Here is a 21,429-nt window from a genome sequence, read left to right as displayed (position 1 = left end):
AATATAAAAACCCATTAGTATTTATCGTGCAAAAAAGTCGCGAAACTTGACTTTGCCACTGATCTTTTTACAATTTTCTTTAAAAACTCAAGATAAACAAAGGTAATTTTTTCACATCTTAGAGTCAATTTATTTTGATCAAGCCCACCTTGTACCTTTGATAGCGCTCACCCCTTAAACTCGATGGAATTTAATTAGCTCTTTATTACATGCATTTATATACAACTTATTGTAAGTAAAGTGATTTCTTATTTTTGTTATCGCAATCATCCTTGATAGATAGAATCAACTATTTCCTCTTGATGGTTCCACTAGTGATAACTTCAACCTATTCACCTCCATTGATTATCCCTTCCACCTCCAATGTAAAAGGATCAATAGACACCCGGACATAATGACTGCCCTTACCGTATAAAATATGTCAATCAATTCTGCACCCCATCCCAATCATGCAGACTTATCAATAGGTGACTCATCGTGTACTGTTATTAACCACTAAATATAGATTGAAATAAGTAACTCAGCATCAGTAACCGCTGATATTAAAAGTAAAAGTGTACTTTGTCCTAGCCCTTCAATTATGGCTTTGAAGGTGAACTACGAGGCTCGTATCAAAACTTGCTTATCATAAACACCAATGGCCTTAATAGAGACCTTTTGAGCTTTTATACTAAACCCAACCGCATTGATAACTTACTAGCTCAACAAACCCTAAGCTCTCTTGCATAGTGGATTGATTAGACTATAGCTTGCATCCCCATTTATCGACTACAAATACGGCATTCAAGCATGCATGATTACTTTCCTTGGCTATTCATTTGACTATTACTGTACAGACGATAATCACAATATCTACTCTCACCAACTCAGATAACCTAACGCACAACCATAGCTAAGAAGCTGCCTATCTGCCCCGTAAAAATGCGCATTACTGTATTTAATCTAATAAAGCTCACTTACCTGCTCCCAGACATACCAAATATCGCCCCCCCTAAAAGCCATCTACCCCAACATCCATCAACATTTAAAATCCATATAATATTAGAAATTAAATATATCAACTCTAGAATCAGAGATTCTACTCAATAGAAGATTTCCACTCAGAGTACAATGTTGACATCTTAAGACACTTCACCACCGAAACCTGCCCCAATGTCCGGGAGAGTTATAAACCCAAAGAAATCTAAGCTACTTTCCTCCCTTACCAACCTACACGCTGATAAAGCAAAATATGCAAAACAGACATTTAATTACAACTTAAAGAAATGTATAAAATGCTGCAGCCACTATAAATATTATAATGACTTTACTTCCCGCAGTAGAATCGCACTTTTGACCTATAATTTACTACATACCAAACATAGAAACAGGCAGGAGAATGGCTGGAGCTATTGGCAACTATACATTGAAACCTGGAGGTCATAACGCCGACCCCTAAAGCAGATAGTAATAAACACCTCCATCTGTATTAAGCAGGAATCAATACATGATCAGCTGCAAGATTTTTTTAAACTCACTTAAATTAGTCCCGGACTCAACCCCTGCGCTTTTTCAAAAATTGATTACCAAAGAACTTGAAACTGAAGAAGACCCAAATATAACTTTTATTACAACTCATCAAATTACACCCGATGAATGCTATATTGAAGTATCCTGTTTAAAGAGACCAGATCGAACACACCAAAAACTTCAAGCTTTGGCCATTCAACTTGATGAAAGCGCGAGACGATATTTTCAGATTGAAGACCCTATCCGGGTAAGAATTATTCAGATCGAGGAAGATTCAGTATATGGAGTCAATTAGCCATCCAATTAATAGGAAGCGTTATCTTAAGTTATATCTATTGAAGTTAAGGCCGCCACATTGGCGGCCCATTAAAGTTGAAATCAGAAACGTACGCTGGCGCCTAACCTAAAATATCTGGGCGTTTGGTAGTATTGGTTCAACCCCCAGTCAGGGTCAGATAATCCGGGGCTAATCTCTGCAAATTCGTCAACTTCTGTTTCAGCGTCTGCATTTAATAAATTAAAGACATCAGCCCTTAACTCGACATCAGCCAAACCAATTTCAGTGTTATAAATTAATGATAAGTCAATCTGATTCACCCAGCTCGTCCGGCCACGACTACCGCGCTCAGTTCGCACTAAATTACCATCTGGATCTGTCAAATAGTAGGTATCGCCATAGTAGGGAGTGCCATCTGGGTGCCCTTTGCCAAAGGAGTTTATCGGTCTTCCTGATTGCAAAAGGAAATTGGCGCCTAATAGTAAGTTTTCCATTATCTGATAGCTTCCATATATCTTAAACTTATGGGTGCGATCATTAGGGAGAAAGCCATTGGCACCGTCCATAATTTCAGGGAAATCAAAGTCTTGAGTAATCCCCGCATCATCCTGACCATTATCAGATTTAACGTACCCCTCTGTATTACCTTTACTTTCAGACCACACGTAACTGGCTGTTAGACCCCAAACGCCGTCAAAGGCTTTATCAACGGAAAACTCTAGCTCTTTGTAGGTTCGTTTAGCTTCGGGATACCCGAGCAATTCAGCAGAGAAAGTTGTCATCTCCAACTCACCGGTACCATACCTATCATAAGGAATTGTTACATCACTTCCAGGGTTAGCGAGAACATAACCATGAGCATCCCCAGTATGAGCATAGCCTAATGCGTCAACCGCATGGTTAATACTGATATCGTCAATATGTGACTTTAGATCACGATAGGTAGCTTTAACACCCACACTCCAATTTTCATTGAGAACCTTTTCATAGCCCAGAATATATTCATCCTGATACATAGCCTCCAAATCCCGATCAGATAATTGTCGGCTATCGGGAACTTCTCCGCTCGAATTAATCTGAACAGGACCTATTTCTTCAGTTGTAGGTATCCCTTCTGCATCAATATCTGTGGGGACATAAGTTACTGGATCATAGCTTCCATTAAAAATGAAGTAACGCTCCAAGCCCAATTCTCCTCCAGATAAACGCACGTTAGTATTAGCAGCAACAGGCATATGGTACCTACCCCAGTTACCAAAAACGCGCGTCTCTCCATCGCCACTAGGATCCCAAGAAAAACTGAGACGAGGAGCCCATTGATCATCAATTTCTATAAATACATCACCCTCACCATTGTAATTGGAGAAAATCTCACTCCTAAGCCCAGCACTGACGGTTAAGTTATCAGTGATATCCCACGTATCCTCGATATAAAAAGCCTCAGACTCAACTTTAAAGGATCCTGAAACATCGCTTACTCGATACCGTACCAAGTGAACCGTGCTACCATCGCCATTCACATCGGGAACAATACCTCCATTAGAAAGCTTGGAGTCAGGAAGGGCAGATATATAGCGGTAATAGACCCCTTTTCCATCCCTTAATCCGGTGCCCGCATAGGTCTCAGCAGAAGAGGAAGAATTATCTTCACGATCATATCCGAAGCGGACAGTATGATCTCCAAGTACCCACTCAAAATCTATTCGACTTGCTTCGCGCTCATCACCACCGGTTTGAATTCTGGAGTTTGTATTACAGCCTGGATAATAAGACGAATTTCCTGGTAGCGCCCCATCACTAGCATCAATAATAAAAGGGCACTCAACATCGGTGGTTCCAATTGTTGTTAACTCATATTCGTTTTGTCCATATAACAAAGACATACTGAAATTATCAGTTAGTTGACCATCGTAGCGCAACAACCAGTTCTCTCCTCCTCGATAATCACTGATCGTGCCTTTATAATCAAGCTTGTCCATGTTGTAGTAGTCATAGTTTGACTGTTTATTTTCTCGAGTCCGCTCATCGGAAAAATGAACATAACTTAAGATGTGATCATCGGTCACATTCCAAGTTAAGTTAACTCCCCAAAAGTCATCAGCCACTTCCCTATTATTAAAGGTATCTGGGGCCTGGAGAGTGTTATACTCTTCAACAGTTTCCTGTTGTTCATAGAGCGCATAGAAAAATAATTTGTCCGCTACAATCGGACCACTTATATAGTAGTCCGTAGTATATCTAGACTGTTCATTCTCCGAATTGAGATCATAGAGCGTTCCATCTGTGGATAATGTATCCGGGCTTGTTTCCCTTAATGATCCAGGCTCAAAGTAAGTAACTACACCATATTTAAAATCATTGGTTCCACGCTTTGTAACAGCATTTAAAACGCCACCTAAAGACCGCCCAAACTCTGCACTATATCCACCAGTTTTGATTTGAAACTGATCATAAAACTCAAAGGGTACAGAAGAACCACCTAAGCCATTGCGAAAATTGGTAACATTCAAGCCATCAATATAGTAAGCATTCTCACCGACAGAGGCTCCGCCAAATGATATAAGATCTTTATCCTCTCTGAATGTGTTATCCCCCAATACAGTTCCCGGAGCAAGCAAGGCAACAGATTCTATATTTCTTCCTACAGGCAACATCTCAATATCCTCTAAACTGATATTGAGAGCAGATTCAGCTGTTCCTGTACGTATTTGTGGTAAGGCCTCAGCTACAACCAAAACCTCTTCCATATCGCCTTGGCTCAAAGGGATACTTAATTTACCTGTACTACCGATAGACACTAGTACTGATTCGATTACTGCCGGTTGGTACCCTGACTTCTGCGCGGTTATTTTATAAACTCCACTGGGTAACTTGACCTTGAAATCCCCATCATCACCAGTTGATATAGTCCTTTTGAAGCCATTTTCTTCATTTTCAATAAGAATAGTTACGTTAGGAATCTCACTACCATCTGCTCCAATAAGCCTTCCATCAATTCCCCCGTTTACATTTCCAGCCGCAAGCACATTAGTGCTAGATACTGACAAGCCAATGGCACTGGCCAATACTGCCCTTTTAAATAAATTCATAAACCTATCCTTTTGCTTATAGAAATATTTATAGATTTTTTTAGATTAAAAAGCTGTGTTAATTATTAATCCATCCTCCCTGAGCTAATTGCGAACACCCAAGACCTCCATTTAAATCAATTAGAATACATACACGCCCCCATAAAAATAAAACTGGCACAAGTATGTTATTTAATTGAATACCCGCCCTAAACAAAAACCTTTAAATGAAGAACCCCATATTAAACACCCACTACTTTTTAAAACAACCTTAAAAGTTCATGTTATCGACATATAAATCTAGAGGTAGTGACAAACATAAACATGAATGCAAAAATAACTGCCAGTTGCCGGAGAAAATTATATTTTTGCAGTTAAATCGTTATATTCAAATAAAATTAAAAAATATAATCCTATAAGAAGTTTATATGCCCTTTAAGACATATAGAACAAAGGTGAATAACGGTGCAGTTTAATGCATGTATGAGCGTAAACCCCACTTAGTAAGCGGGGTTTCAAAAGGTCAGACACTATTGGAATGAGAAATAGAAAATAGCTATATGGAGGTTTTCAATTTTCTTTAATGGGAAAAATTTACTGCCGTAAAAACTCCAACATCCATCTGGCAACTGTATTTTCATGGATATCGTTCTTGAGCGACTCCTGCCCTTTATCAACCACAGCTTCACCAAAAGCCTGCCGTCGAAGCTCCATTAAGCTATTCGAGTAGGGCTTAGTGAATTCCGGGTGCGCCTGGAAGCTAAGCATATGATCATCCACCTGCACCATTGCCATTGGGCAGAACTCACTGGAAGCCAGTACTCGCCCACCAAGCGGCAGCTGATCCACCTGATCCTGATGCGTTACTAAGAGACTAAAGTTGGGGGCGGGTTCAGACATCCAACTAGGCGTCTCCTGCATTTCATAGGTGTGCACCCCCAGCCCCCAGCCCTTATCCGACTTACGGGCCCGGCCTCCCAGTGCCTGGGCAATTAACTGGTGACCAAAGCAAATACCAATGGTCGGCTTTTTCTCACCATGTAACTTGCGTACAAAATCCATTAAGGGCGCAATCCAGGGTTTGTCGTCATAAACGCCTGTCTTGCTACCGGTAATCAGGTAAGCATCTACTTCATCTATATGGTCGGGATACTGGCCGTGCTGGACTTCGTAGGTGTTAAACTCCAAATTGGAGTCCTGGTCGCGCAACAAGTCGGCAAACATCTCCGGGTACTCCCCAAATTCGCCGACAAGCTCTTTGCGCACATCATCGGTTTTTAAAATTCCAATCTTCATTATTTTCACCGCTGAATTGACTACATAGTATTGGGATTATGGCATATCCAGTCATCTGAGACCGCTATCAGAAAGACTTACCCTGATATGACAAGCGCCATAACAGCACATCTTTCATCATAGATCTTTTACCTATCCGGGTCGCCTGATAGCTCTTTGGCCCGCCGCCTAGGAGCAACATTTCTCTCTGGGCATTCTTAGCTGAAGTAGTTTTGTGTATGATCTCGGCTTTAGCACATTTTTCAGCCAACCCTTCGGCTACAAGGCGGCCCAGAGGCAATTAGGGTCGCTTGCAGTAACGACTGAGGACCAACAATGACCACAACAACCTCCCCGAGTGATCGGCAGGATAGTCCCCCAGGGCGCAAGACAGCCTTTATCCGCTTCTTAGATGCAGTGGAATGGCTCGGCAACCTTCTCCCCCACCCAATCACACTGTTCGCACTATTCGCCGTTAGCGTAATAGTCATTAGTGGTATCGCTTCTTACTTTGGCCTGTCTGTCCCCGACCCCCGCCCGGTAGGCGCTGCTGGCCGAGCGCCAGATGGCGTTATTGAGGTTTTCAACCTTATGAGTGGCGATGGCCTCAGGATGATCGTTACCAGTCTGGTTAAGAATTTCACCGGATTTGCTCCTCTAGGGACAGTTTTGGTGGCCCTATTGGGGGTTGCGATTGCCGAGCACTCCGGCCTGTTAAGTGCCGCTGTTCGCGGCCTGGTACTCCAGGCTTCCAAACGCACAGTCACTGTCATAGTGGTTTTTGCCGGTATCATCTCTAATACCGCCTCTGAATTGGGCTACGTGGTACTGATCCCATTAGCCGCAATGATTTTCCACTCCCTCGGTCGACACCCTATCGCTGGCCTGGCCGCCGCGTTTGCCGGTGTCTCTGGCGGCTACAGTGCTAACTTGCTACTGGGAACGGTGGACCCGCTGCTATCGGGGATCACAGAATCAGCAGCCCATATGATCGACCCGACCTACTCCGTGGGCCCGGAAGTAAACTGGTTCTTTATGATTGTCAGTACCTTCCTGATCACCGGAGTTGGTAGCTGGGTGACCATGAAGATCGTAGAACCCAAGCTGGGTAAATATGATCCCAGTGAAGCATCTGTCGACCTGACTCAAGACAAAGTTGGCACCCTGACCGACGCCGAGAAACGCGGCCTTAAGTACGCAGGTTTGGCTGTTTTGGGCGTATCTGCAGTACTCGCTTTGACGGTGGTGCCTGAGTGGGGTGTTTTACGTAATCCCGAGACAGGCTTGGTCGCGGGCTCTCCGTTCCTTAAGGGTATCGTCTCACTGATCCTGGTGTTCTTCGCTATCCCGGGATTTGTTTACGGTAAGGTTGTCGGCACCATGAAGAATGACCGAGATGTCATTGATGCCATGGCCAAGAGCATGAACAGTATGGGGATGTACATTGTACTTGTGTTCTTTGCTGCACAGTTTGTCGCCTTCTTTAAGATCACCAACCTGGGCACCATTTTTGCCGTTTTAGGTGCTGATGCGCTACAAAGCATCGGCCTCACTGGGCCACTACTGTTCCTGTTCTTCATCATGATGTGTGGCTTTGTGAACTTGATGCTGGGCAGTGCCTCTGCTCAGTGGGCGGTGACAGCTCCCATCTTTGTACCCATGCTGATGCTGCTGGGCTACGCCCCCGAAGTAATCCAGGCGGCCTACCGTATCGGTGACTCTGTGACCAACGTTATCACACCGATGATGAGTTACTTTGGCCTGATCATTACTTTTGCTGCGCGCTATAAGAAAGACTTGGGCATGGGTACATTGATCGCCACTATGATTCCCTATTCCATCTTCTTCTTTATCGGATGGACAGCCCTGTTCTTCATCTGGGTTTTTGCCCTGGGACTGCCCGTCGGCCCCGGTGCAGCTACCTACTATGGTGGCTAATCCACTGATTAATCAGTAATCCTAGAGCCCGCTTATGCGGGCTTTTTTGTCTCCCCAAAATGACCATACCTCTGAAATGGTCATTTATATCCGCTGGTAACTACCCAAAAAGTGTTAAAGCGTTCCTGAAATCACCAGTCATTCAAGATAGCTTTAGGCAAGGGTAAAAAAGTGGATAAATTAAGAAAAAATTATTATTCCCAGATATGGAGTCACCATAAAACAAAAAAATTTTTTTGCTGTCATAAGGGAATAAAGTTTCAATGTATTAACTTTAATTGGTATTTTTTTTCATTAGGTGACATTTTGATTATGAGCAAAAGCCAAAAGCCCTTCGAATCCACAAAAAAAAACAAGTAATATAGGCCTTGAAATAATACTTAGCGGAGACTGATAGGCGGATTACGCCAGTTTCGGCTGCCTTGTTTTAATCTCATATATTATTTTCTCAGGATGAGTCGTGTGCACTTTGTGGTAGTTAGTGCAGTAACAGTTATCCATAGCGCACAATACATATCAGGAATTCGAAATAAAACAGGCATTCGCCAATATGACGGTTTTGCAAATCCGTCAGACAATGCCCAGGAATGTGTAATCCTGGAATTTGCATTTATTTGTAGATTCCTAAAATTATCGGGCGCGCCTATCAGTTGAATATTTCCGCTCAAATAGAAGTTGCGACCCGGCACGCCTAATAATTAAATCAGGCTGGGTTCTTGGAAGGATTTGGAAGAAATTGACCCAACAAATAAGAGCTAAGCTGTTAACCGGCTTTTATGACCAAGTATCCCAGCTAAACGGCTGCCCGGAAACACTGCTTAATAGCGCCGGTATTAACCCCGAGCAGGTTGAAAAACTCGAGGGGTATCTCCCGTTGAGTAAAGTGACTGACCTTGTTGAAAAGGCCGCACGACAACTCAATTGCGCGGATTTCGGATTGAGACTGGCAAAAAGCCAGGGGGCTGCCGCCCTCAGTTCTCTTGGAGCAGCAGTATTGCAGTCGTTGACCCTCGGGGAATTCCTCAACGCTGCCGTAAAGCAATTCGCCGCCCCTCCTTATAACCTGCGAGTTGAATTGGAAGTTAAAGGGCTCCAAACGTTTATAACTTTTCATTGTTTAAATGATTTAGAAAGTTATATACCTTCGGACTCTCCATTACCTCTCGAGCTATTCCGGGAATTTCTCCTTGGGGTTTCTGTTGTCGCACTACAAATATTATGTGGTGAAAAGTTCAATCTGGAGGCGGTTCATTTAAAGTCCAAACAGCCGCTCCACGACCAATATGAAAACTTTTTTGGTACAAATGTACAGTTTTCACAAATTAGCGACACCTTGATTCTAAGTAGCGGCCAGTTGGCCCAACCGACCGAGAAGTGCAACCCGGTTTTAAGGCCTCTTTTAAAGTCTTATATCGACAAAGTACTGGAACAAGGTGAATCAAACCTGATTCACCAGGTAGAACAGCTGATCTATTGCCTGATGCCGCTAAAGCGCTGCAGTTTGCAGGAAGTCGCCAATCAGCTGGGTATGCACAAGCGCACACTGCAGCGCAGGTTGCGAGATCGGGAATTGGTGTTTGAGGATATTCTCGACCGTATTCGCCGCGAACGCGCAGAACATTACCTCAGTAGAAAGTTGCCACCTATGGCCCAGATTTCCAATATGCTGGGGTATCGGGAGCAGAGCTCATTTAACCGGGCCTGCGACCGCTGGTTTGGTACCACTCCAATGAAAGTTCGCCGCAGGTTGTTGAGTGAAGCTGCGGCGAAAGCTGCACTGGAAACTGAAAGTTAAAGCCCCTTCAGAAAAATACAGAATCAGTCGTGACACAAGCCAGATTTTAGCTTGTGTCACGACTGATTAAATACCCAGCCTTTCCTACTTACTCACCCCCTAATTCCCACCTCCACCACTGATCAATTAGAGCCTGTCAGATCTCTGGATCATTAGTCGTAAAGTGAGCTCTCCAGCCCCACACTTCTTTACAAGTTATCCACATTACTTACTCATTCCTCGACTATTTTCGATGGCAGTCCAGGGCGGTACCGAGAAGCCAGCCCTTCGCTGAGCGGTAATCGCCATTTCCCGAGTCTATAGTTTCGGGCGACAGCAATAACCTCTGTCAAAACCCAATGAGCGAAGTTGAGGCTCCAGGGACTCCCCTCAAAGTGCCTACGACAGGAGAACACGATGAAAAAAATATTTATCCCAGTAGCAGCCCTCTTACTGGCCACAAATGTATCTGCACAGCCGCGCCAGCCTCCGCAGGAAGCGATTGATGCCTGCAGCAGCTTGGCAGAGGGAGACGCCTGTACTGTCGAGACACCCAGAGGCACATTGGAGGGCACCTGCCGTATGCCCCCGCAGATTGAGCAGCTGGTCTGTGTACCTGCCGGCGGCAAGGGCAAAGGTGGCCCTCGCCCCATGGAAAATGAAGAACAGTAACTCCCAATTAATCGCAACCGGCCAGCGGTACTGTAAATCTTGAGATGTCATTATGAAGAAGTGGTTATTTGTGGGGCTTTGCAGTATTGCGCCTCTCTCGCTGGCTCACGTACCCGATAGCGCCCTGGAGGCTTGTCGAAACCTGTCCAGTGGCGCCAGCTGCTCAATGGAACTGCCCAATGGCCGAGTCAGTGGTCGCTGCCGCAACCACCCCCAATCACATGGCCTAGCTTGTGTTCCCGAGCGCAAACTGACTGCGCGCTCTACAGGAGGGGGCGCCACTGGTGGACGCCACACCGCTCGCAAACATACAGTGGTACAATCCGACGGCCTGCAGCACACAGTCCCTGCTACCGAGGCGCCCATCACCTTTAGTGAAGTGAGTATCAGTATTCAAGGGCCCTGGCGCGTTATTGAGGCCAACGGTATTTCCGAGCACAAGACTGGCACCTTCCCCAATCGCGGCAATCCCCATGAAATCGAGGTGCAGCGCTACCGTTTCCGAGTTCCGGCTATTCCCCAAATTGCCGCTCAATCTACACCGGTTCCGTTGCAGAATTTTGGTATCGGACTGAACGGAGTGCCTTTCGACCCCAGTGCTGCGGAATGGTACCTGGGCAATCGGGGGCGCTGGCGCTACGAAGCCCTATCCGGTGCGATTCAACTGGGTGTAGACGATAACTACGCCCACGTTCAACCCAATGGCGCCTACCACTATCACGGCATTCCCACCGGTTTGCTGCAGCGCCTGGGGGTATCTAAGGAAAGGCATTCGCCACTGATTGGCTGGGCTGCCGATGGATTCCCCATTTATGCCCTGTACGCCTATGCCGATGGTTGGGAACCGAAATCCGGGATTGCGGCAATGACTTCAAGTTATCAGGTGAAATCCGGGAAACGCCCCAAGGGCAGTAAAGAACCTGGAGGCTACTACGATGGTACCTTTGTGGATGATTACCACTATGTGGCTGGCTCCGGCACATTGGATGAGTGCAACGGCAGAATGGTTCGCACCCCGGAATTCCCCAAGGGCACCTATGCCTATTTTCTAACAGAGGACTGGCCCATTATCCCGCGCTGTTACAAGGGCACTCCGTCAGAGGATTTTCGTCGGGGCCCCGGTAACAACCAGCGCAAGGGAGCAACTAGGCGCCCCTAGCGCAGGAGGCTCTGAAAACTCACTTCTCCAGGGGAATACGCAAGGTATTCCCCTGTCAAAACAGCTGTCCCCAACTGGAGTGTCAGCTCATATCAATTACCGCCAGCGCTTCCGCCAGGGTTTTGACCGAGTGCATTTCCATTCCCTCGATATCGTTTTTAAGACGGTTGGCTGCAGGCACAATGGCTTTGCGGAAACCGTGTTTGGCGGCCTCGCGCAAACGCTCTTGGCCCGAAGGCACTGGGCGAATCTCGCCTGACAGCCCCACTTCCCCGAATACCACCAGATCCCGGGGCAGGACACGGTTGCGGAAACTGGAGACTACCGCCAATAACAGTGTCAGGTCGGCACTGGTTTCCATTACCTTTACCCCGCCGACCACATTGATAAAGACATCCTGGTCCCCCACCAAGACCCCACCGTGGCGATGCAACACAGCGAGCAGCATGTTCAAGCGGTTCTGGTCTAGGCCCACCGCTACCCGGCGGGGGTTGCCGAGACTGCTATCGTCCACCAGGGCCTGCAACTCCACTAACAGCGGCCGGGTGCCCTCCCACACCGAGGTCACCACAGAACCGGCTGCGATCTCCTCGGCCCTTTGCAGGAAAATGGCTGAGGGATTGGATACCTCTTTCAGGCCCTGCTCTGTCATGGCAAACACGCCGAGTTCATTGACGGCCCCAAAGCGATTTTTATGGGCACGCAATGTGCGGAAGCGGGAGTCGTGGGTGCCTTCGAGGAGAATGGAGCAGTCGATAATATGTTCCAGCACCTTGGGGCCTGCGAGGCTGCCATCTTTGGTGACATGCCCCACCAGAATGAGCGCCGTGCCGGTCTGCTTGGCAAAGCGGGTCAGGTAGGCCGCACTCTCGCGCACCTGTGCCACAGAGCCCGGTGCCGATTGAACATCGCTCATGTGCATCACCTGAATCGAGTCCACTACCATAACCCGAGGATTCACTTCCTTGGCCGCCAGGCAAATACGCTCCACATCGGTTTCACTGAGCAATTGCAGAGAATCCGTGGGCAGCCCCAAGCGCTTAGCGCGCATAGCAACCTGCTGGAGAGATTCCTCGCCGGTGATATATAGCGCCGGCATTGAAGTGGCGAGATGGCACAAGGTCTGGAGTAAAACAGTGGATTTACCCGCACCGGGATGGCCGCCGATCAATACAACGGAGCCCGGCACCAGCCCGCCGCCTAGCACTCGATCCAGTTCCGAGGCCGTAGTGGGAATACGCGGCAATTCACTGAGGTCGATTTCCGATAGTTTTTGTACTTTGCCAGCACCAGCGGAACCGGCGTAACCACTTTGTGCATCGGTAAAATTCGCGGCGCGACTGTCCTTGTGATCCGGTCCCAGGCGTACTTCCGATAGGCTATTCCAAGTGCCACAAGCACTACACTGCCCTGCCCATTTGGTGTAGTCAGCGCCGCATTCATTACACACGTAGGCAGTTTTACGTTTTGTGGCCAAAGCACTCTCCCGAAAAGTCACAGAATTGATCGGCGCACAGTTTACCCCTTATCCGGCCGAGGCGGGTGGTGCTCAGCAGTCTAAAATGACTCTCCTACACGGATCCCTTCTATTGGCATCTTCTCCTTCTAATTGGTCTATCTACGCGATTGATCTAGATCAATTCACCCAGCCCCCTCCGAGATAACATCCGCCGCTGCCTCTACCCACTAATGGGGAGGCGCTGAACAACACTGACTAACCATCGAACAGGAAGTAAGTATGTCGTCTATTACTCTTCGCGGCGCGATTCTGGCGCTCGCCATGGCCTCGACCTCCGCCCTGGCTGCGGATCACGAAGTTAAGATGCTGAACCAGGGCAAGGACGGCATGATGACTTTTGAACCGGCATTTCTCGCAGTAGCACCGGGCGATTCTGTCACCTTCCTGCCCACTGATGCGGCCCACAACACTCACTCAGTTTTGTCCCCTGCCGAGGGCGCTACCTGGAATGGCAGCATGGGAGAAAAGGTGACTGTCACTTTGAACCAGGAAGGTGTCTACGTATACCAGTGCGACCCACATCTGCCGCTGGGTATGGTTGGGGTAATTCAGGTAGGTAAGGCAACCAACTTGGAAGAAGCCAAGAAGCATGCCGAAGGCATGAATGCCGGTATTGCTATGAATAAGGAGAGGCTCACTCAATACCTCGGCCAAGTCCAATAAGAGGAGTCGCGGCGTGGACATCCTATTTGAAAAAGGTCACCACCTGGTTGCGCGGTTCGGCGATTTGGTTAAAGAGCAGAATGGCAGCGATGGGGTACAGGCCAATCAATTTGTTATTCGCCGCGGCACCAAAGGGGCGCTTATCGATCCCGGCGGCGATCTGACCTACACACACCTCACCATTGAGCTCAGCCGCCATTTGAACCTGAGCGAACTGGACCTGATCCTGGCCTCTCACCAGGACCCGGATATTATCGCCTCGCTGCCGCGTTGGATGCTGCATTCGCGCTGTAAGGTGGCGGTGTCGAAACTGTGGTCGCGGTTTTTGCCACACCTGGTTTCCGGCTTTGTCGCTTCGCGTGCCGGTGCTGAACGCTGGCAGGAACGCATCATGCCTCTGGACGATAAGGGAGAAATTATCCCCTTCAGCGACAGCGAGATCTGGGCGCTGCCAGCGCACTTTATGCACTCCTGTGGCAACTTCAGTTTTTATGATCCGGTCAGCCGCATATTATTTTCCGGCGATATCGGTGCCTCACTCGGTGGTGAGGAGGGTGAAGTCAAAGATTTCGACGAGCATCTGCCGTCGATGGAAGGGTTCCACCGCCGCTATATGGGCGGGAACTGGACCTGTCGTCTCTGGGCCAAGATGATTCGGGAACTCAACCCCGCAATGATTGTGCCCCAGCACGGCGGTTACTTTGCCTCAGGCGATGTCAAAGAGCGCTTCCTGGGCTGGCTCGAGCGCCTCGAATGTGGGCCGGACCTGTTGCGACACCAGGACTTCCGCCTACCCCTGGGCCGCTCTTAACCCGCCATCCCGCAAGCGGGAAAGTTGCACCGGCAGAGGCCAGCCCATACACTGCGGGCTGGCTTGTTTTCTGAATACCGCCATGCACACCGGGATCTTCCGCCTATTTTTGCTCATACTACTACTGGCCTTCGGCGGCCAGGCAGTTGCGTCATCTTGTGCGGAAACACACGAATCCCCAGCGGTATCTATCGCTGCAGAAGAAAAAGCCCACTGCGACGGGGCAACCCTTGAGAACTGCAGCGACTGCCATCCCTCCAGTTGCACTGCTGAATGCAGCTGCTGTGCAGGGCCAGGCACCAGCTCTGCGGTAAACGCTCAATATAAAATCCTTGTATACAACCGCGATCTACTTGTAACTGCCTACCGGGAATTTAATTCCTCTCCAGATCCGGAAATGGCACTGCGCCCACCCATATTCCGCACTTAACGGGCCCCGTATGCCTAGGCATACGCGTACTCCCCAGTTTTACTCCAAATATTTTTTATAAATACTCACGCGCCCGTGTGCGCCCTTAATCTCATCATCGGAATTCATATGAACCGTTCAATTTTGATCGCTATTGCTGCGCTACTCACAACCCTGGCATTAAGTGCCTGTGCCGAATCTCCAGACCCCAAAAAGGAATCTGTGAGCCTGACCACTTACAAATCCGCCACCTGCGGCTGCTGCAAAATTTGGGTTGAGCATGCCCAACAAAGTGGCTTTGACGTCGTAGCAAAGGATGTCGAAGACCTTAACGGCGTGAAAAAGCAGCACCATATCTCTCCGCGCTACCAATCCTGCCACACCACAGTGTCAGAACAGGGCTATGTTTTTGAAGGGCATGTACCGGCAAAGCTGATACAGCGTTTCTTGCAGAATCCACCGCAAGATGCCATTGGTCTCGCAGTGCCAGGTATGCCCCTGGGCAGCCCCGGTATGGAAGTGGGCGACCGTTTTACGCCCTATCAGGTAATGCTGCTTAACAAAGACGGCAGCAGCGAAATTTACGCCGAAATCAATACGGCACAGGAGCAGTTTTAGAAGGGACATCGATGACAGAGAGCTTCCGCACCGACGCCGTATCGAGGCGTACTTTCGTCACAGGTCTCGGAGCGGGAGCCCTGCTGCTGGGGTTACCCCACAGTTCGCGCCCAAACTCGCCTACAGCTTCGGCAACAACCCTGCGCGGTAACCACTTTGATTTATCCATCGGTTACCGCCAGGTAAATCTTACCGGGCGCGAACGACAAGCCCTGACCATTAATGGCAGTCTACCGGGCCCCATTTTGCGCTGGCGGGAAGGGGAAACTGTCACCCTGAATGTCCATAACCAATTACCCGACAAATCCTCCCTACACTGGCACGGTGTTAGGGTACCCAGCGATATGGACGGCGAACCGGGGTTGAGCTTTAGCGGCATTCGACCTGGGCAAACATTTCGCTACCGATTCCCTGTGCGCCAAAGTGGCACTTATTGGTATCACAGCCAATCCGGGTTTCAACAACAGCGGGGGCTAATTGGGGCAATAGTCATTGATCCGATATCTCCAGAACCATTTTCTTACGAGCGGGATTATATTGTTGTCCTATCTGATTGGAGCGATGAATCCCCCCAAACTATTTATACCCATCTAAAAAAAGACCCGGACTACTACAACCGGCAACAGCGCACGGCTACAGATGTATGGCGTGAGGTGCGCACAAAAGGTGTCGCACGAACCTGGCGGGACCGGCATCAATGGAACTGGAAACAGCTTTCCGACCGCAACATCTCCCAGGTCACAGGCGAGACTTACACCTACCTGATGAACGGGCATACACCCGATACCAATTGGACTGCATTATTTAAACCTGGCGAGAAGGTTCGCCTGCGATTAATTAACGCAGCTTCGATGACCTTATTCGACCTACGTATCCCCGGCCTGAAAATGAAGGTGGTGGCGGCCGATGGACAAAATGTCGAGCCCGTTAGCGTCGATGAAATTCGTATTGGCAGCGGCGAAACCTATGACGTAATTGTCGAGCCAGAGAGTGAACAAGCCTACAGTATATTTGCGCAGTCCATGGACCGCAGTGGCTATGCGCGAGGCACACTGACAAGTGATATACGTCTGAGCACAGAAATTCCCGCGATGGATCATCGCCCAGTGCTCACCCTACAAGATCTGGGACTGGCGAGAAAAACCGAAGAGACAGGCACACACTTTAAAACAACCCAGACTGCTCACACCGAAAAACATTCCGATTTGCCCGATGCAACTGAGGGGGGATGGTTTTACGGAAACATCACTGCAGCGGGGCTCGGTAGCAATAGCCCTATCATTCACCAGCCAAGTGAATCCGGATTCAGGGTGGATCACCGCGCGCTGACGCCAGCAAACGGCATCGCCGACCCCGGTGTAGGACTCAGAAACCATAAACATCGCTATAACCGCCGTGTACTGACTTACAGCGATTTGCGCAGCAATGAACCCACCCAGGATGAACGGGAGCCACAGCGGGAATTACAGTTACACCTGACCGGCAATTATGAGCGCTATCTCTGGTCAATAAATGGTGAGAAATTTCGCGATGCCAGCCCATTATTATTTCGGCACCAGGAGCGCCTGCGTATTACCCTGGTCAATGACACCACGCTTCCCCAGCCCATGCACTTACACGGTTTTTGGAGTGAGCTGGAAACCGGTGACGGAGAGTATTTACCTCGCAAGCACACGGTGATCGCGCAACCCGGATCAAGCATCAGTTACTTAATCAGCGCCGACACCTATGGCCGCTGGGCTCTACACAGTCAAATGCTTTACCAGAGGCCCGGTATGTATCGGGAGGTGCGCATTGTTTAAAAATATTTCAGGGATAGCAGCAACACTATGGATACTTGCTGCCCAGGCCAGCTATGGGCAGGCAGAACCTCAGCATCAACACCACAGCTACCAGTCCTCTGGCGAGGATAACGAAGAAGAACCCATGGCTGAAGTCAGCCTCGACTATGTGGAACTGCGAGGTGATAACGGCGGGGAAATCGAGGGAGACCTCAGCTATGGCGGAGAGCAAAATAAGTTTGTTGCCGAAGTTGACTACGAGCGAAGCAGTGGGGAAATCGAAAAAAATGAACTCTGGGCGCTCTATAGCCGGGCAATTTCGGCAAACTGGAATTTTCTAATTGGAATTCGCCACGATTTTAATCTGGAAACTACCAGCCGGAATTGGGCTGCTGTGGGTATTACTGGAGAGTCTCCCTACAAATTCGAAATGGATGCGGTATTTTTCTATGGAGAACATGGCAGTACTGCATTTCGCCTGGAAGGCGAGTATGAAATAAAGTTAGCACAGGACTGGAACCTGGTACCACGTATCGAGCTGAACTTTTTTGGGCAGAACGATGAGGCCCGAGGTAGCGGCTCCGGCTTATCGGAAGCGGAAGTCGGCTTTCGGCTAATGTATGAAGTCACCAGGAAATTCTCACCCTATATTGGCGTCCACTATGAACGGGAAGTGGGCAATGCCGCTGATTTCGCCCGTGAAGAAGGTGAGGATGTGGACTCAACCGTATGGGTACTGGGGTTTAGAGCTTGGTTTTGAAAAAATCCAACTTTTATATCTATACAAGTTGTACCACTTCGCATCAGCTGTAACCAACTTTACCACCCCCTCAATCTGTCATAGCATCTAATAGATCTTAATCGCCTTTTTAAAAAAATTTAAATTCAGCAAGGATGCCGGTGATATGATTTTTCCCCGAATACTGTTAATCGCAGTTTCTTTACTGTGTGTGGGACTATCAGCAGAACCTGAAAGCCCACAGAGCCACTCTTCTGTTAGCACGACCAAACACCTGAGTTATGGTGATGAAATTCTTTTCTCATCCAGAATCTTGAGTCGTGAAATACCAATCAACATATATTTACCGCAAACGTTCCATCAAGCATCAAAGCAGCATAGATACCCGGTTATCTTTATTAATGGCACTCACGGCAAAGAATTTTTCCACGCCTTAACCGGGGTAGTAAAGCATCTAAGTAGCGTAGAACGTATGCCGGAAAGTATTGTAATCAGCCTTAATGATGGCGGTGATGAACCGGAAACCTACCTACATGGAATGTGGAAGCATACCACTGAGGAGAAGTTTAGCGCCCTGGGAAACCCTGAGACCTATAGTAAATTTCTAACTGAAGAACTATTCCCATATTTAGAAAGCAATTACCGCGCACTCAACAATAGAATGATTATTGGTGTCTCAACTAGCAGTATCTTTCCTCTCTACGCCCTAACTAACAAACCTGGATTGTTTCAGTCTTACTTCTTTTTATCTGCAGCTGACATATTTGGTATGGGGCCCACTTCAGAGAGTACTTTTATTAATGAAATAACCACAAGTATGCAGACCTCATCAAACAAGATCAATGCTTTTTATTTCGCGATGGCTGACAGTGATATGCGTAAAGATAAGCGCTATGAAAAAATCTTAAGTCAAATTAACACCAAACTTTCTCCTTACGCAAAAGAGAACCTCAAACTAAAAATAGAAATTATTAACAATGAAAACCATTACGGTGCCTTTATAAAAGCCGCGTTATCGGCTATCGAGCTTAATTATCCCCACGAAGAATGGTCCGCAAATTATCGAGAATTGATATCCCAGCCTGGTGACGCCTTACAAAATATCGATCATTTCTACCAATCACTCTCACAGAAATATGGCTTTCCTATTTTACCCAGGGCTACACGTTGGAGAAATGTTAACAAATTAAGCTATATCACCAGTTTGTTACTAAAGGATGGTCGCATCCAAGAAGCTATCAGTGTTGCAAGGCGATGGGTGGAATATCGGCCAAACTCTATTGATGCCCACCAAAGTTTGGCCCAGGCGTTACAACAGAATGATGAAATTTCAGAGGCTTCTGATGTTTTGAAGAAAGCACTAGAAATTTCTCGCAATCAGGATAAAAGTAAAACGGCGGCGATAAATCGGCAACTAGCAGAACTCAAGCTCAATTAGCATACAGTTAAATTTTTATTCACTAAAGATGAAAAATATAGTTATCACACTAATTTTCTTTTCCCCGTTGGCATTCACCTCACAGGAAAATCCAAGATGGTGGGACAGGATAAGTTATTACAAAACTTTCCGGACAGAAATCGGGACTCTTATACTTGATGTATATTTAAAACCTGAGTTTTCGAATACTACAAAAACCGTCAAAAATCTTGTTTTTGTCCTGAATAACACACCAATTGAAATACCAAAAGACGTTATAGACAACTTCAAAGGAATAGATCCCGGAAGCTTCACTTTATCTACCAGCTATTATAGTGATGCAACAGGAACCCCTGACACAGTAATCACTGCTGCTTTTAATTACGGATTTCCAAGCTGCGTTAGAGAAGGACGTATATCTGTTAGGAGTACAGGTTATCTTTTACATATGATCACAGAGGATGATAATTGCTCTTCAGAACCTTAGGCCAAGGGCACTTAGTAAGGTGGAAAACTAAAAAACGAGCTGGCATTTACCTCCAGCTCGCCCACAGAAAACATATCGATATCTAAATCCAGCAGCACCCAGCTACTAATAGCAAATTCACAGAACCTCTCTACTCACTCACCAGGCGTAAATCTGTAGCCATCTCATCTTTCCACCAGGCTTTTGTTGTGGTGGGAGATTGCAGGCGAACAGCCTCTCCAATGATAGGCGTTACCAAAGTGACACCCTGATCTTTGGCTGCCGTCTGTGCGCGCTCCAGAGGTTCATACCAATCGTGTAGGGCAAGATCAAAAGTACTGTTGTGGACAGGTAACATTGCTCGCCCTCTGAGATCGAGATGTGCCTGTACACTCTCTTCGGGCATCATATGAACCGAACTCCAAAGCTTGTTGTAAGCACCCGTTTCCATCAGTGTCAGGTCGAACGGACCAAATCGCTCACCAATTTCACGAAAGCCACTAAAATAGCCACTGTCACCGCTAAAGAATATACGGCCCTCGCGCCCTTCAATTACCCAGCTGGCCCACAATGTTGAGTCTTTATCCGTTAGTCCACGCCCGGAAAAATGTTGAGCCGGGGTCGCGGTAAAGTGCAAACTGCCCAAGGCAAACGATTCCCACCAGGCCAACTCCTCAATTTTTTCGGCCGGAATTCCCCAGTTACGCAAACGACTTCCCACCCCGGTAGGAACGATAAATTGCTCTACTTTATCCTTGAGTGCGCGAATACTATTTTTGTCCAAATGATCGTAGTGGTCATGGCTGATAACGACCGCTTTAATCGAAGGCAAGTCTCGAATCTCTATGGGCAATGGATGAAAGCGCTTCGGGCCCATCCACTGAACCGGGGATGCCCGCTTGCTAAATACCGGATCTGTCAAAACATACTGATCATCCATTCGAATCAGTACCGTGGAGTGCCCGAGGCGATATACGGCACTCTCAGCGACTGGGGCAGCCAGCTCCGCAGCGGGAATCTGTCGCAATGGAATAGGCTTCACCGGTGCGGGGGCTGCACGATCCGCCTTAATGTAGGCGCCGATCATCTCAACTATACCGCCACTACTGACTTTGTAGTCCGCATCACTGTTGCGGAACTTCTCGGGTTGATTTGTACAGCTACCAAAGAGACCTACCGACATAACAATCACTCCTGCCAGAATCCACCAGCGCTTCTTCATTTCACTTACCATGTAAACTATACAGTGCAGTGTATAAAGTAACTATATAAAAGTAAACTATATAGTGTAAAATTTGCGTAAGAAGTAACTCGCCGGCAATGGAATCCCCCGG

The 21,429-nt window shown here is 47.7% G+C and carries 17 protein-coding genes; 13 read left to right on the top strand and 4 right to left on the bottom strand.

What is annotated here, in order from left to right; genetic code table 11:
* The first annotated feature begins 1,486 nt into the window (after positions 1-1,486).
* Positions 1,487-1,804 (top strand): hypothetical protein, encoded by a 318-nt coding sequence (locus ACJJI6_RS19825; RefSeq protein ID WP_475711848.1) that lies wholly within the window; start codon positions 1,487-1,489, stop codon positions 1,802-1,804.
* An 83-nt stretch (positions 1,805-1,887) separates the two neighbouring features.
* Here the strand turns inward: ACJJI6_RS19825 and ACJJI6_RS19820 are convergent, their stop codons facing one another.
* A complete protein-coding gene (locus ACJJI6_RS19820) occupies positions 1,888-4,875 on the bottom strand; it encodes a TonB-dependent receptor (RefSeq protein ID WP_475711847.1) in 2,988 nt (995 codons plus the stop codon).
* Between the two features lie 573 nt (positions 4,876-5,448).
* Positions 5,449-6,150, bottom strand: a complete 702-nt coding sequence (locus ACJJI6_RS19815; RefSeq protein WP_475711846.1) for a glutamine amidotransferase-related protein — start codon at positions 6,148-6,150, stop codon at positions 5,449-5,451.
* 315 nt (positions 6,151-6,465) lie between these two features.
* Between ACJJI6_RS19815 and ACJJI6_RS19810 the strand changes: the two genes are divergently transcribed.
* The 4 genes from ACJJI6_RS19810 (at position 6,466) to ACJJI6_RS19795 (ending at position 11,672) form a co-directional block, all read left to right on the top strand.
* Positions 6,466-8,067 carry an AbgT family transporter gene (locus ACJJI6_RS19810; protein WP_444896033.1) on the top strand — a complete coding sequence of 534 codons (1,602 nt, stop codon included), beginning with the start codon at positions 6,466-6,468 and terminating at the stop codon, positions 8,065-8,067.
* 736 nt (positions 8,068-8,803) lie between these two features.
* Positions 8,804-9,862: an AraC family transcriptional regulator gene (locus ACJJI6_RS19805; protein WP_475711845.1), complete on the top strand. Its 1,059-nt coding sequence runs from the start codon at positions 8,804-8,806 to the stop codon at positions 9,860-9,862.
* Positions 9,863-10,258: 396 nt separating this feature from the next.
* Positions 10,259-10,513, top strand: a complete 255-nt coding sequence (locus ACJJI6_RS19800) for a hypothetical protein (RefSeq protein WP_475711844.1) — start codon at positions 10,259-10,261, stop codon at positions 10,511-10,513.
* Positions 10,514-10,565: 52 nt separating this feature from the next.
* Complete coding sequence (locus ACJJI6_RS19795) at positions 10,566-11,672, top strand: YHYH protein (RefSeq protein ID WP_445355615.1); 1,107 nt, start codon at positions 10,566-10,568, stop codon at positions 11,670-11,672.
* A gap of 82 nt (positions 11,673-11,754) precedes the next feature.
* On the opposite strand, the gene radA is transcribed toward ACJJI6_RS19795, so the two are convergent.
* On the bottom strand, positions 11,755-13,149 hold the full coding sequence (radA, locus tag ACJJI6_RS19790) for a DNA repair protein RadA (protein ID WP_444896030.1): 1,395 nt from the start codon (positions 13,147-13,149) through the stop codon (positions 11,755-11,757).
* A gap of 261 nt (positions 13,150-13,410) precedes the next feature.
* Between radA and ACJJI6_RS19785 the strand changes: the two genes are divergently transcribed.
* From ACJJI6_RS19785 to ACJJI6_RS19750, 8 genes are all read left to right on the top strand, one after another.
* Positions 13,411-13,854 (top strand): pseudoazurin, encoded by a 444-nt coding sequence (locus tag ACJJI6_RS19785; protein WP_413663411.1) that lies wholly within the window; start codon positions 13,411-13,413, stop codon positions 13,852-13,854.
* Between the two features lie 13 nt (positions 13,855-13,867).
* Positions 13,868-14,665: an oxygen-binding di-iron domain-containing protein gene (locus ACJJI6_RS19780; RefSeq protein WP_108734605.1), complete on the top strand. Its 798-nt coding sequence runs from the start codon at positions 13,868-13,870 to the stop codon at positions 14,663-14,665.
* An 82-nt stretch (positions 14,666-14,747) separates the two neighbouring features.
* Positions 14,748-15,095, top strand: a complete 348-nt coding sequence (locus ACJJI6_RS19775; protein WP_475711843.1) for a hypothetical protein — start codon at positions 14,748-14,750, stop codon at positions 15,093-15,095.
* Between the two features lie 108 nt (positions 15,096-15,203).
* Positions 15,204-15,692: a DUF411 domain-containing protein gene (locus ACJJI6_RS19770; RefSeq protein ID WP_445362551.1), complete on the top strand. Its 489-nt coding sequence runs from the start codon at positions 15,204-15,206 to the stop codon at positions 15,690-15,692.
* Positions 15,693-15,703: 11 nt separating this feature from the next.
* Positions 15,704-17,494, top strand: a complete 1,791-nt coding sequence (locus ACJJI6_RS19765; RefSeq protein ID WP_475711842.1) for a copper resistance system multicopper oxidase — start codon at positions 15,704-15,706, stop codon at positions 17,492-17,494.
* The gene (locus tag ACJJI6_RS19760; RefSeq protein WP_475711841.1) at positions 17,487-18,233 is read left to right on the top strand and encodes a copper resistance protein B; all 747 of its coding nucleotides are present in this window, start codon (positions 17,487-17,489) and stop codon (positions 18,231-18,233) included. The genes ACJJI6_RS19765 and ACJJI6_RS19760 overlap by 8 nt, the downstream gene beginning before the upstream one ends.
* A 145-nt stretch (positions 18,234-18,378) precedes the next feature.
* Positions 18,379-19,650 (top strand): alpha/beta hydrolase, encoded by a 1,272-nt coding sequence (locus tag ACJJI6_RS19755; protein WP_475711840.1) that lies wholly within the window; start codon positions 18,379-18,381, stop codon positions 19,648-19,650.
* A 28-nt stretch (positions 19,651-19,678) separates the two neighbouring features.
* Positions 19,679-20,116, top strand: a complete 438-nt coding sequence (locus ACJJI6_RS19750; RefSeq protein ID WP_475711839.1) for a hypothetical protein — start codon at positions 19,679-19,681, stop codon at positions 20,114-20,116.
* Between the two features lie 130 nt (positions 20,117-20,246).
* Here the strand turns inward: ACJJI6_RS19750 and ACJJI6_RS19745 are convergent, their stop codons facing one another.
* Positions 20,247-21,317: an MBL fold metallo-hydrolase gene (locus ACJJI6_RS19745; protein WP_475711838.1), complete on the bottom strand. Its 1,071-nt coding sequence runs from the start codon at positions 21,315-21,317 to the stop codon at positions 20,247-20,249.
* Positions 21,318-21,429 lie beyond the last annotated feature (112 nt).

The organism is Microbulbifer maximicatervae (SeqCode), from assembly GCF_056232625.1.
The sequence above is the reverse complement of the archived record's forward strand: the minus strand, read 5'-3'. Positions and strand labels throughout refer to the sequence as shown.

Excerpts from the sequence above, each read along its gene's own strand:
- ACJJI6_RS19825 (WP_475711848.1), top strand. The coding sequence starts at position 1,487 with ATGATCAGCTGCAAGATTTTTTTAAACTCACTTAAATTAGTCCCGGAC.
- ACJJI6_RS19820 (WP_475711847.1), bottom strand. The coding sequence starts at position 4,875 with ATGAATTTATTTAAAAGGGCAGTATTGGCCAGTGCCATTGGCTTGTCA.
- ACJJI6_RS19815 (WP_475711846.1), bottom strand. The coding sequence starts at position 6,150 with ATGAAGATTGGAATTTTAAAAACCGATGATGTGCGCAAAGAGCTTGTC.
- ACJJI6_RS19810 (WP_444896033.1), top strand. The coding sequence starts at position 6,466 with ATGACCACAACAACCTCCCCGAGTGATCGGCAGGATAGTCCCCCAGGG.
- ACJJI6_RS19800 (WP_475711844.1), top strand. The coding sequence starts at position 10,259 with ATGAAAAAAATATTTATCCCAGTAGCAGCCCTCTTACTGGCCACAAAT.
- ACJJI6_RS19795 (WP_445355615.1), top strand. The coding sequence starts at position 10,566 with ATGAAGAAGTGGTTATTTGTGGGGCTTTGCAGTATTGCGCCTCTCTCG.
- ACJJI6_RS19785 (WP_413663411.1), top strand. The coding sequence starts at position 13,411 with ATGTCGTCTATTACTCTTCGCGGCGCGATTCTGGCGCTCGCCATGGCC.
- ACJJI6_RS19775 (WP_475711843.1), top strand. The coding sequence starts at position 14,748 with ATGCACACCGGGATCTTCCGCCTATTTTTGCTCATACTACTACTGGCC.
- ACJJI6_RS19770 (WP_445362551.1), top strand. The coding sequence starts at position 15,204 with ATGAACCGTTCAATTTTGATCGCTATTGCTGCGCTACTCACAACCCTG.
- ACJJI6_RS19765 (WP_475711842.1), top strand. The coding sequence starts at position 15,704 with ATGACAGAGAGCTTCCGCACCGACGCCGTATCGAGGCGTACTTTCGTC.
- ACJJI6_RS19755 (WP_475711840.1), top strand. The coding sequence starts at position 18,379 with ATGATTTTTCCCCGAATACTGTTAATCGCAGTTTCTTTACTGTGTGTG.
- ACJJI6_RS19750 (WP_475711839.1), top strand. The coding sequence starts at position 19,679 with ATGAAAAATATAGTTATCACACTAATTTTCTTTTCCCCGTTGGCATTC.
- ACJJI6_RS19745 (WP_475711838.1), bottom strand. The coding sequence starts at position 21,317 with ATGAAGAAGCGCTGGTGGATTCTGGCAGGAGTGATTGTTATGTCGGTA.